This window comes from Bacillus bingmayongensis (assembly GCF_000299035.1).
Taxonomy (GTDB): domain Bacteria; phylum Bacillota; class Bacilli; order Bacillales; family Bacillaceae_G; genus Bacillus_A; species Bacillus_A bingmayongensis.
In genome coordinates this window covers 1-11,650 of sequence record NZ_AKCS01000056.1, presented here as the reverse complement: position 1 = coordinate 11,650, position 11,650 = coordinate 1, and the positions used below count along the sequence as shown (strand labels likewise).

Genomic DNA, 11,650 nt, shown 5'->3' with positions numbered 1-11,650 from the left:
ATTACTTGCAAGAGCCTTGAATTTTTTGCACCAGAACCATTGATACTTTTGCAAAATGATCTTATCATCTTCTACAAAGATTTCCATTGGCTCTTTTTCTTTGATCCCTAATGTTCTTCTAAGCTCCATGGGAATAACAAAACAACTTCACCCCAAAACGAAAAAATGAGCTTTTTTATTACAAGTTAGGATAAAATCTCGTTCTGGGGGTAGTTGTATTTTCTTAGCTTGATAGCGATGTATGGTGACCTCTTGTTGACAAAATATAGTTTAATAACTAAACTAAAAATATGAAAAATAATAAAGTTAATCATAAAAAAATAGGTAGTCAAAATTTAGGGAAATTAATTATGCAACTTCAGCGTTTAGAGAAACACCCACATACTTTTGGAGAAGCTGGTCCTTTGACACCAAGTGAAATTCATACGATTGATGCGATTGGCGAGGAAAGAGGCGTTCTCATGAGTGAACTTGCCAATCGTCTACATGTAACTAAAGGGGCAGTTACTCAAATCATTGTTAAATTGGAAAATAAAAAATTGGTCGAACGAACACAAAATCCCAATGATTCAAGAAGTGTGATTGTAGCTTTAACTGAAAAGGGAAAAAATGCCTTTCGCGCTCATGAAGAATTACACTTGAAGTTTTATGAAGATCTGAATTCGCAATTAGATGAAAAGGAGATTGAGATTTTTGAAAAGTGTATAGAGAAATTATGCACTTATTTACAGAAGTAAATTTTTTTATCAATTTAGTTTAGATTCTAAACAAAATGACAGGAGGATTCATCATGGAAGTAAAAGCCACTGTTCTTGTTGAAAATACAGTGTTTGGGAACCTGGGAGCGATAGCTGAACATGGTTGGTCTATTTTTCTGGAAACAGCTCATGGGAATTATTTATTTGACACAGGTCAAGGGAATGTATTAGTCCATAATGCCAGTATACTCAAAAAAGATTTGTCCAGTATCGATGGAATTATCATAAGCCATCATCACATCGATCACACAGGAGGCATTTTGCAAGCATTAGAAGCGAGTGGAAAGCAGAAGATGGATGTGTTTGCACATCCTGATCTATTCAAAGAAGGTTATCTGATTCGTGGTGGTTATAAATACATTGGCATTCCCTATTCAAAGGAGACATTAGAAAAACATGGTGCAAATTTCATCTACAATCGGCAATTTACAGAATTTGCTCCAAATATGTTTTTGACGGGTGAGGTTCCACGTTTAACTGATTTTGAATTTGGTGATGCAGATATTGTCGAAAAAACAGCAGATGGCTATATAAAAGATGAGGTAATAGATGATCAGTCGATTATCATCAAAACAAATCAAGGGTTGTTTATTATTTTAGGATGCTCCCATGCAGGAATCATCAATATCCTTAATTATGCGATTCAAAAAACAGGTGACAAGCGTATTCACACTGTCATTGGTGGGACACATTTATGGACAGTTAGCAAAGAACAAAAAGGAAAAAGTATTCAGGCGCTAAAACAATTTCACATGGAACGCTTAGGCGTCTCACATTGCACAGGATTCGAAGTAAGTGCACAATTAGCGAAAGAGTTTGGCGAAAAATTTTTTCACTGTAATGTAGGTACGGTTATAGAAGTATAAGCAATAAAGTGAGTGATCATATTTTATATAACGTTAGATGAGGTTTTGATTGAAAGAAAAAATAATTGTGGTCGGTTGATATGATCAGGTTGGTAAAGGGATTTGTGAATATTTAAGTGAAATTTATCTAGTAAAGATGTGTGCTGCTGGACGTAACTTCCAAAAGCAGTACATTTCTCTATCCGTATGGGAAGAAAAGTATTGCCTTTACAAATCGATGTAAATAAAAAAATCTCTGATGATTTATTGATTGATATTTCATTGGTGGTTATGTGTCTAAATCAGTAAAATACTAACTTTATTCAAAAGTGTATCAAGTAACAAGTAAACTATATTGATATCACTGCCTCTTATACTTTCATATCTAAAGTACAGCAAATGAGTGCATTAGAATCTACAGTTGTGTTAAGTATTTCCGTTTTGAAGGTATTTGCTTTTCTTAACTTGATGGCGGTACACCTATATAAATGAGACCGAAGTCTTGGCTTAGACTTCGGTTTTTCGACGTACAATGAATTACAGGGGCTACTAACAACCGCATAAAATGTACAACTTTTTGTTGGCACCACTTAACCTTAACAAAACTTCGCAACAGAACCAATCTGAGCATATAAATAAGGCAAGAGGAGATAATATCTAGAAAATTGTAATTAAAAATCATATTTTGGGACAGAAAGTCTTAGAGGTAACTAGCGTTCGGTACTGAATGAACATAATGTCTTGCTTAATCTTTCAGGGATTTTTTATTAAGCGAATATCAGGTTTCTCAGAATTTTACTCCTAGTAGAGTACATGTATAAGGAGATAAAAATGTGGAATATGATTGTTTCCTATCTTCCCGATTGGAAAGTTTTTGTACAAGCTTTTATCGTATTTTTAATTCCATATATTATCTCAAGATTTTTTCATTGGGTCAGTATATCAGAGAAAGGGGGGGAAGAATGAGTTGGTGGAAATCAAAGGATAACCAGGTGCAAAAAAATAACATTCAAAGTAATGATAAACAACAATTTAAATCTTCTCAAAAATCACCCGTTCATTTCACAGGTGATTTAACTTCGAATTTAGAACTCATAAAGCAAGAAATCGGTCATAATTCTGATGTTCACTTTCGGGAGTTTAAGATTGGGCAGACGGATATTCTAGCTGCGATTATTTTTGCCGATGGACTATCAGATAAAGAGCTGATCGATAAACACATTATGAAATCACTAATGGTTAACTTTTTCGACGAATATAAAAACGAACCTTCTTTTGTGGAGGGGACCGTTTCGAAAGAATTTATTAAAAATAAAGTTCTTTCTATTAGTGAAGTAACAGAAGTCCATTACATAAAAGATTTGGTAGCAAAAGTATTGACAGGTTCGACAGCCCTTTTGATTGATGGCGTATTAGATGTGTTCATTCTTGGTACAACGAAACCAAACAAACGGACTATTGAAGAACCAGTATCAGAAGCATTAGTCAGAGGTCCACGGGTAGGTTTTACGGAAGTATTAAGTGATAACACCGCACTTTTGCGACGTCATGGTGAAAATGAGAATTTATCATTAATAAAGCTTCAAGTAGGAGAACGTGCAAAAAAAGAGCTAGTTATAGCCTACATCAAAGACCTTGCTAGTCCAGAATTAGTGGATGAGGTAAAAACGAGAATTCAGAAAATCAATATAGATAGTGTGCCTGAATCTGGCTATATAGAGCAGCTTATTGAAGATAATTACCTCAGTCCTTTTCCACAAGCTCAGAATACAGAACGTCCTGATCGTGTTATTAGTGCCTTGATGGAAGGACGGATAGCAATTTTACTGGACGGGACACCATTCGCATTAATTGTTCCAGTTACATTTAGTATGCTGTTACAATCACCAGAAGATTATTATGAACGCTGGATTCCAAGTACGCTTCTCCGCCTATTGCGTTTCTTTGCAGCTTCTGTTTCATTATTTACTCCTGCATTATATATTTCCTTTATTTCGTTTCATCCAGGGTTAATTCCCACCAAGCTAGTTATTTCTATTATAGGAACACGTGAAGGAGTTCCTTTTCCTGCTCTTATAGAAGCGTTGATTATGGAAGTGGCCATCGAAATTTTACGGGAAGCTGGGTTACGTTTACCTAAACCGATTGGACCAGCAATGGGGATTGTGGGTGGACTAATTATTGGCCAGGCTGCCGTAGAAGCAGGGATTGTCAGTCCAATTATTATAATCGTTGTAGCTGTTACAGCTATTTCTTCCTTTACTATCCCACAATACAGTGCAGGGATTACATTACGCATTCTTCGGTTTGTAGCCATGTTTTGTGCTGCTGTATTTGGGTTGTACGGGGTCATTCTCTTTTTCCTCTTACTTTGTAGCCATTTAGTGAAACTGAAAAGTTTTGGCGTTCCTTATACTAGTCCAGTTGTTCCTTATCGATTAAGTGACTGGAAAGATTTTATGGTTCGCATGCCGCTAAGAATGATGAAACGGCGACCAAAGATGATGCATTCAAAAGACCCTACTCGCAAAGGATAGCTTGAGCCGAAAGGAAGTGACTTTCAATGATTAGCAGACCCCAAGACCGAATTAAGACATCGCAAGCAGTTGTTATCGTCGTTAATTTTATACTTGGAACAGGAATCCTTACCCTGCCTAGAACATCTGTGGAAAAAGTGAAAACACCGGATGTATGGATAAGTGTGATTTTAGGGGGGATAATCGCGATGGTTGCAGGAGTAATCATGGTTAAATTAAGTCAACAGTTTCCCGAAAAAACCTTTTATCAATACAGCCAAGAAGTTGTAGGGAAATGGATAGGGAGGTTATTTAGCTTACTTGTTGTATGTTATTTTCTTGCAACTTCAGGGTTTCAAATCCGTTCAATGGCAGAGGTCATTAGCCTGTTTTTGCTGGAAGGAACTCCTACATGGGCTATTATTATACCTTTTATGTGGATAGGTCTCTATTTGATTATGAGTGGCATTAACTCAATTGCCCGGATGTTTGAAATCATATTCCCTATTACGGTGTTTATTTTTTTACTAATTTCCTTGATGAGTCTCGGAATATTTGAGATAGATAATCTCCGCCCCGTATTAGGTTTAGGAGTTAAGCCGGTGTTAAACGGGATAAAGACAACTGCTCTCGCATATACAGGTCCTGAAATCATGTTAATCCTTTTGGTGTTTATGGAGCAACCAAACAAAGCAGTAAAAGTCATTCTAGTTGGAATTTCTATTCCGTTAATCTTTTACGTAATAACGGTCGTAATGGTCATCGGTGCATTATCCGTCGATGGAGTTGTAACGAGAACTTGGCCGACAATTGATCTCATGCGCAGTTTTGAAATTTCTGGTTTGATATTTGAACGTTTTGAATCTTTATTGCTTGTAATATGGATTATGCAAATATTTGCTACATATACGATCAGTTACTACGCTGCTGCACTGGGGCTAGCACAACTCTTCAAAAAGAGCATTCATCCTTTTATGTTTGCTTTGCTTCCAATTATTTATATCATTGCTATGACTTCGAAAAATATAAATGATCTACTTAAATTCGGGGATATGGTCGGCAATACTGCTATATTTTTATTTGGGTTACTACCATTGCTCCTTCTTATCGTCACGCGATTAAAGAGAAAAGGGGGGACATCGTGAAGAATAACTTTCACTATGTACGGGTTCTTTTGACTTTGTTTTCGATACTTGTGCTCCTGTTTCTGACAGGGTGCTGGAGCAGTAAAGAGATTGAAGAGTTGAGTTTAACTTCAGGTATAGCATTGGATAAAGGTAAGGAGTCAACAATTGAGAAAGAAATTGAGGGAAAAGGAGGAGGATATCCTAAAAGAAACCTTATTACAGCTACTTATCAAATTGTAAACTCGCAAGCACAAAGTAAAGGAGACGGGCAACAAAAACGTTATATAAATGTTTCTGAGACTGGAGATTCTATTCATCAAATCATTCGTGAGTTTTCATTGAAAAGAGAGGGCCCTTTGTTCAGCCCACATTTAAAGAGCATTGTTATTAGTGATAGTCTTGTACGTACATACAGTTTGGAGAATTTACTAGATCAACTTCTCCGTGACAATGAGATTCGACTTAGCTGTATGGTTTTAATCAGCAAGGGACGAGCGAGTGCAACACTGGAATCAAAGGGAAAAGGAGAAATTCCAGCGTTTCATTTGGTTGGGATTGGAGATAATCAATATAGAATAACAAGAATTTTACCTCCTGTATCGCTCGCTAAATTAGAAGGCAAAATGCAATCAGGATCCAGTTTTCTTTTACAAAATGTGATCTCGACAAATGGAGAAGCAAAATTTGCAGGAGCTGCCGTAATTAAAGGAAAAACAAAAAAGCTACGTGGTTTTTTAAATGAAAAGGAATTAGAAGGGCTAATATGGATCAACGGAAAAAGAAAAGGTGGTGTGGTAAAAGGCTTTGATAAAAAGACAGGGCAACCCATCATCTACGAGATAAAGTCCATAAAAAGCAAAATCACCCCGCATGTTAACGGAAATAAGATTTCTTTTGATGTAAACATTGAATCAGAAGGGCGTGTGTCTGAAAATTGGATGCACTCAGGAAACGGTTTTGAAAATGAATTTTTAAAAAGGGCAGAAAAAGCTACTGAACAAGAAGTAAAGTACTTGGTGCATCATGTAACAGAAAAAATGCAGGAAAAATATCAAGTTGACGTTGCTGGCTTTGGAAACCGCTTAAGAATTGAAGACCCAAAAGTATGGAAGAAAGTCAAAAAAGATTGGGATCGAACATTTAGTAAGGCTCCGATTAAATATCATGTGGATGTAACCATACAAGATTATGGGGGGTCGAACTTTAAAAAGTGAGACATTATCTTATTCTATAACAACAGATTTTCTCTTCTTTTAGTGATGGAATAATTGCGAAAAAATAGAATTTCTATGGTTCTGTTGCAAAGTTTTGTTAAGGTTAAGTGGTGCCAACAAAAAGTTGTACATTTTATGCGATTGTTAGTAGCTCCTGTAATTCATTGTATGTCGAAAAACCGAAGTCTGAGCCAAGACTTCGGTTTCGTTTATATAAAGCATGAATGGTTTCGATGCCTTTCAAGGTACGGGAAGCGTGGCGAAGATTTTGAAATCCTGCGGATTTGGAAAAACGTCGCTTCACATGCCTATGGTCCTGTTCAATGAGATTGTTCAAATGCTTGATTGTACAATGAGTTGTATGTATATAAAAGCCTTGTTCTCTTAATTTGTTAAATGCACCAAGTAATGCTGGTGCTTTGTCTGTAGTGAGAACCGCTGGTTCTCAAAACGTTTTGACCAATCTTTTCATAAAAGCATAGGCAGACTGATGATCTCGTTTTTTACGAAGTTGAATATCCAATGTTTGCCCGTCTTTATCAATTGCACGATATAAATAACACCATTTTCCTTTGACTTTTATATAGGTTTCATCTAGTTTCCAAGATAATGGAACGTTTTTATTTTTCTTCTTCCAAATTTGATAGATAAGGTTTCCATATTCATGAACCCAGCGCATGATGGTTGTTGGGTGAACCGAAACACCACGCTCTTTCAAGATTTCAGATACATCACGATAGCTTAAAGAAAAACGACAATAGTAGCCAACGGCTACCAAAATAATATCCTTTTTAAACTGTTTTCCTTTAAAATACCCCATATATCATTCTCCTGCTCACACTTTTTCTACAGGTTATCTCAGTTTAGAAATCTTTGCAACAGAACCTAACCAGAAATAACTTTTCCATTTGAAACTCCAAAAGTAGGTGATATACCAGAATCTTGTACTTCTAAATCACTTACATTTTCTCCTCCTGTTGTTCCACTAACAGTCCATTTTCCATTTTTCATTTCTAAATCCGCTATTGAAATGTAATTATCAGGTGTAACAAAAAAGGCTATTTTTCCATCTATTTTTATAATACGCCCTAAAGCATGATATTTATCTATTTCTGTATTACCTGTTGGTTTTAATCCTTGTTTTAATGCTTCTTGTTTATACTGGCGTATAATAGCCATTTTAAGATGCCAGTATAGACTATAATTTAGAACTTATGAATCATAGAAAAACGCCTCAGAATAAGTCTTGAAGCGTTTTAATTATTTTTTAGGGATATGTAAAATTAAAAAGATGCTTTATAAGAAATATTTAGCTGAAAAATGAAGTTAACGAATCAAGTAGTTTGTTAAAGAAAGATTTATTTTCCTTATAATTTAATGATTTTTCTTCATTGATTATTCCAGCACCGTATTCATATTCATTACCAATAGATGTAGCTGTTTCTTTTAATGCATTTTCTATTTCAAGGTTTGTCATATTTTTATGTTGTTTCATTAAGGCTATAAATCCCGCTACATATGCCGCAGATGCAGATGTACCACTTTGAGTTATAATTTTATTATTTAAGCCAGTACTTGATATATTTTCCCCTGGAACCATAATGTCAATTCCTTTTCCTCTACTTGACTTAAACCAGCGTTTTTCCTTCTGATTAATTGCTCCAACTCCTATAACTCCAGATAATTTTGCTGGATAAGTTACAGTATCTTTATTTGAAATACCATCATTTCCAACTGCTGAAACGATTGTGATTCCATATTTAGATGCTTTTTGTATGGAATTATCTAGTAATTTCGAGTATTTTGAACCCCCTAAACTCATTAATATGATATCTATATTATTGTCTATACACCATTGTATGCCTTTTACAATATCATCATAATATCCTTTTTGATTACGATCTAATACTTTGACTGCATAAATATCTGCTTTAGGGGCAATACCACATCGCTATCAAGCTAAGCTCATACAACGTCACTTATAGTAGAGGTTATTTCTTTTTTTCTAGAGGATACATGTAGGGAATTTAAAGATTTGCATACGAAATAAACCCTAACGGGTTTCATTTTTTTGAATTAAGCCGCTTGATTATTAGACATGGTACAATTGTAAACGACACCTAATATATCAAAGACTGTTTTCTTCTCATATCGATGAGATTTTCTCCCGTTTTGCTGTAGGAGGTTGAACAGGCGAATTAGAATCTTTGATAGCTCTTGGGTGTCTTTCTGTATTGCTTGGAAAAGAAGAAGAAAGTAATCTTTAATCATATATATGGCCTTATATTCACTCAGTTCTCGTTTCTTTTTCATAAGAAGCAATTGCCGCATTTGAAACATGGTAGAAGAACAGAGTAGGATGGCAATTAGTTGCCCATACAAATGACATTCCAATCGTTCTCGTTTTATCTTTTTACAATGATGAATATGAAAGAATGATTTCCACGTTTTAAATAAAATCTCGATTTGCCAACGTAAAGAATACCAATCATGCACTTGTCCCATCGGGACAATATCTGTAGGAGTATTTGTCATATATACATTGATACCGCTAAGTCGTTTACTACGAGCAGAATACTTCATTCCTTTCTTTTTTTCTCTTACAGTTTGATCGTGTAATCGTTTTTGTTGTTGTTCTTTTGTTAGTCGATGAACAATCACACGAGTTGGGACTTTATCAGTCATTCCTACATAAGCGTTGGATATTTCGCATGTTTGTCCTGGCTGAAGAGAGTTCATTAAAACCTCCATATCTATCTGGATATACTCTGTACCTTTCTTGATTCTGCCATCTTGAAAATAATCAGGTTTAGGATTTTTTTGATAAATACGTGTATTCGATTTGATACGTGAGATATAGTAAGCCTTTTTATCTTGTATATGTTGAAGATCTTTCAAATGAAAATAGCCTAAATCTCGGATACATAAATCATTCGTTGTTACAGTTGGGACACACAGGGAACCGTAGGTTCGATCATGTTGTTTACCTGGACCTGTATGAATATGAAGGAATTGTCCACTTAATAAATCATACTCAAGCTGAATCTTCACTCCCGCTGTATGGCTGCATCCTCCTGCACCCGGATAAACGAATGAAAAGGGATCTGGGAGTTGAAATGCAGTTGAATCTAAAATACGGATACGCTTGAAAACAGAAGTATATGGAGAAGAAATCGGCATAGATGAGGCCAATTTTTGGTTTAGTAGTTCAGCTAGTATGTGTTGTAAAAATTGGACGGCTGCTTGATTAAATCGTTGATTCAGTCCTTCAGGACTGATGAGTACTTCTGTTGATGCTTCTAAACAGCTAGATAACTGAGTTAAAGACGTCGTAGCGACATTTTGGTTCATCCATACACATAAAGCGACTAAATCTTTTGCTTGGTATTTACTGGTTCGTTGTACGAAACCGACATCCCTAGCAAAATCTCGTAAGATATTTGGAGATAAAAATCTTTGAATCTCTTGAGCAAATAATTGTAATTCATCAGATACAGAAATAGACATATAAAAACGCCATCCTTTCCTATGATTCTACAGAAAGAATAGCGTATTTTTTTATTTTAGGGGGTATTTTGTTTTGTTAGCTTGATAGCGATGGGTCTGTACCCCTTCCTAAGCTCCATGACATTCTAATTCTTTATTCTCTAATCTTTAAAAGGAGCATTCATCACCCAATCTGAAAACCCCATACGAAGCATAGAAGAACTCAAATTATTTGGCTGTTGCTGTGTATTTTTTAGATTGGAATCATATTTAATAAGTTCAATCATAGATTTTTTGAAACCTAATCGAGGATAAACCTCAATTATAAAATTAAATGTTTCCTCCGGAATATCTTCTATACGTAAACCAACTACATCCATTCCCGCCCCGAAATGAACTAAAGCAATCTCTGGTTGTTTTTCTTTAGCAATTTCCGAGGTGTGTAGAATAATAGCTTCACGTACCACATCAATTTTATCTTGTGAAAAACCATGGGAATGAAGGAATTTTTCTGCATGATCAGCACCTTCATATTCAAATGAATGTTTACAACATACATGCTCTGTAAGACCAACATCATGTAAGATAGAAGCAAGATAAAATAACTCCTGATCATATTTAAATCCATATTTTTTTCCCAATGCATCACCAAAAGCATATGTCCGTAAACAATGATTATAAAGAAATTCTGGAGAAATCTCGTAAACCAATTGGGTAGCTTCTTTTGCTACTTTACTATCTGGAATAATAATGTTATGCATAATTTCCTCCTTAGTTTTAATTGTTTTTCAATAAATTCATGTCGGATATCAATAGCATGATAGGAATGTTACGTGCTAATCAAATACTAACTCTCTCACCCTCTTCTTTTAGAAATTCTACTCTCATCTCAAAAAAGACCGAACGGTCTCTTTTAAGGTAACTTATTATATGTTAATGTACAACTAAAACATGTTACAATTTTTTAACAATAATAATGGAGGATATTATGCAAAAAGGTGAACAAACACGGAGAAACATTGTTTTAAAATCGGCAGAATTGTTTAATCAAAAAGGCTATGCTGGCTGTTCGATGAATGACATTATGGAGGCTACAGGGCTACAAAAAGGGGGGATTTATCGTAATTTTAAAAGTAAAGATGAGATTGCTTTAGAGGCATTTGAATACGCCATTGATACTGTCTCTCAACATTTTTCTGAGGCGATACGCAATGCTAATACAACATTAGAAAAGGTTGGTGCTTTTTTTAATGTATATGAAGATGTAATAAATAATCCACCAATAAAAGGGGGATGTCCTTTGCTGAATACTGCTGTAGACAGTGATGATACGAATCTACTGTTAAGAGAAAAGGCACTTGAAGTTTTCTATACATTTCTCAATATGATTGAAGGGATTATAGTAGAAGGTATTCAGAACGAGGAGTTAAAACCAGATATCGATACAAAGGCGGTAGCTTCCTTTATTATTGCAACCCTAGAAGGAAGTATTATGGCTAGTAAACTAGAAAGGGATAATAAATATGTTACTTATAGTAAGCAACACGTGCTGCGTTATTTGTTTATGCTAAAAATTTAGCTCATTTTTTATTTTGAGAAACAACGGGCTTTTGACTTAATGGCGATGTGTCTGTACCCCACATCCATCAACTTAAGGATTTAGAGTATTTTTGAAGTTAAAAGCACGTTACTATTTTCTTATGT

At 35.2% G+C, this 11,650-nt stretch carries 11 protein-coding genes and 2 pseudogenes; 7 read left to right on the top strand and 6 right to left on the bottom strand.

Features of this window, described 5'->3' with window-relative positions; genetic code table 11:
* On the bottom strand, positions 1-129 hold a 129-nt coding region (locus Y7E_RS31480), incomplete at its 3' end, for an AbrB/MazE/SpoVT family DNA-binding domain-containing protein (RefSeq protein ID WP_237741356.1).
* Positions 130-290: 161 nt separating this feature from the next.
* On the opposite strand from Y7E_RS31480, the gene Y7E_RS0106600 reads away from it, so the two are divergent.
* From Y7E_RS0106600 to Y7E_RS0106575, 6 genes and pseudogenes are all read left to right on the top strand, one after another.
* A complete protein-coding gene (locus Y7E_RS0106600) occupies positions 291-737 on the top strand; it encodes a MarR family winged helix-turn-helix transcriptional regulator (protein ID WP_026049118.1) in 447 nt (148 codons plus the stop codon).
* A gap of 53 nt (positions 738-790) precedes the next feature.
* Complete coding sequence (locus Y7E_RS0106595; RefSeq protein ID WP_017150499.1) at positions 791-1,624, top strand: MBL fold metallo-hydrolase; 834 nt, start codon at positions 791-793, stop codon at positions 1,622-1,624.
* Positions 1,625-2,095: 471 nt separating this feature from the next.
* Positions 2,096-2,167, top strand: a pseudogene (locus Y7E_RS35005) (IS6 family transposase); the annotation flags it as partial.
* A gap of 398 nt (positions 2,168-2,565) precedes the next feature.
* Complete coding sequence (locus Y7E_RS0106585) at positions 2,566-4,140, top strand: spore germination protein (protein ID WP_017150497.1); 1,575 nt, start codon at positions 2,566-2,568, stop codon at positions 4,138-4,140.
* 26 nt (positions 4,141-4,166) lie between these two features.
* Positions 4,167-5,264, top strand: coding sequence for a spore germination protein (locus tag Y7E_RS0106580; protein ID WP_017150496.1), 1,098 nt, complete (start codon positions 4,167-4,169; stop codon positions 5,262-5,264).
* The gene (locus Y7E_RS0106575; protein ID WP_017150495.1) at positions 5,261-6,460 is read left to right on the top strand and encodes a Ger(x)C family spore germination protein; all 1,200 of its coding nucleotides are present in this window, start codon (positions 5,261-5,263) and stop codon (positions 6,458-6,460) included. Before Y7E_RS0106580 ends, Y7E_RS0106575 begins: the two co-directional genes overlap by 4 nt.
* A 133-nt stretch (positions 6,461-6,593) precedes the next feature.
* Here Y7E_RS0106575 and Y7E_RS30885 read toward each other — a convergent pair.
* From Y7E_RS30885 to Y7E_RS0106550, 5 genes and pseudogenes are all read right to left on the bottom strand, one after another.
* Positions 6,594-7,280 (bottom strand): annotated as a pseudogene (locus tag Y7E_RS30885) (IS6 family transposase).
* Between the two features lie 65 nt (positions 7,281-7,345).
* Positions 7,346-7,639 (bottom strand): hypothetical protein, encoded by a 294-nt coding sequence (locus Y7E_RS29330; RefSeq protein ID WP_017150493.1) that lies wholly within the window; start codon positions 7,637-7,639, stop codon positions 7,346-7,348.
* Positions 7,640-7,769: 130 nt separating this feature from the next.
* Positions 7,770-8,402, bottom strand: a complete 633-nt coding sequence (locus Y7E_RS29325) for a S8 family serine peptidase (protein ID WP_081584565.1) — start codon at positions 8,400-8,402, stop codon at positions 7,770-7,772.
* Positions 8,403-8,536: 134 nt separating this feature from the next.
* A complete protein-coding gene (locus Y7E_RS0106555) occupies positions 8,537-9,967 on the bottom strand; it encodes an IS4 family transposase (protein ID WP_017150491.1) in 1,431 nt (476 codons plus the stop codon).
* Positions 9,968-10,107: 140 nt separating this feature from the next.
* The gene (locus Y7E_RS0106550; RefSeq protein ID WP_017150490.1) at positions 10,108-10,707 is read right to left on the bottom strand and encodes an HD domain-containing protein; all 600 of its coding nucleotides are present in this window, start codon (positions 10,705-10,707) and stop codon (positions 10,108-10,110) included.
* A gap of 227 nt (positions 10,708-10,934) precedes the next feature.
* On the opposite strand from Y7E_RS0106550, the gene Y7E_RS0106545 reads away from it, so the two are divergent.
* Positions 10,935-11,525, top strand: a complete 591-nt coding sequence (locus Y7E_RS0106545) for a TetR/AcrR family transcriptional regulator (protein ID WP_017150489.1) — start codon at positions 10,935-10,937, stop codon at positions 11,523-11,525.
* Positions 11,526-11,650: the final 125 nt, after the last annotated feature.

Bases quoted from the DNA above. Each gene is read 5' to 3' on its own strand.
- Y7E_RS0106600 (WP_026049118.1), top strand. From the start codon at position 291: ATGAAAAATAATAAAGTTAATCATAAAAAAATAGGTAGTCAAAATTTA.
- Y7E_RS0106595 (WP_017150499.1), top strand. From the start codon at position 791: ATGGAAGTAAAAGCCACTGTTCTTGTTGAAAATACAGTGTTTGGGAAC.
- Y7E_RS0106585 (WP_017150497.1), top strand. From the start codon at position 2,566: ATGAGTTGGTGGAAATCAAAGGATAACCAGGTGCAAAAAAATAACATT.
- Y7E_RS0106580 (WP_017150496.1), top strand. From the start codon at position 4,167: ATGATTAGCAGACCCCAAGACCGAATTAAGACATCGCAAGCAGTTGTT.
- Y7E_RS29330 (WP_017150493.1), bottom strand. From the start codon at position 7,639: ATGGCTATTATACGCCAGTATAAACAAGAAGCATTAAAACAAGGATTA.
- Y7E_RS0106555 (WP_017150491.1), bottom strand. From the start codon at position 9,967: ATGTCTATTTCTGTATCTGATGAATTACAATTATTTGCTCAAGAGATT.
- Y7E_RS0106550 (WP_017150490.1), bottom strand. From the start codon at position 10,707: ATGCATAACATTATTATTCCAGATAGTAAAGTAGCAAAAGAAGCTACC.
- Y7E_RS0106545 (WP_017150489.1), top strand. From the start codon at position 10,935: ATGCAAAAAGGTGAACAAACACGGAGAAACATTGTTTTAAAATCGGCA.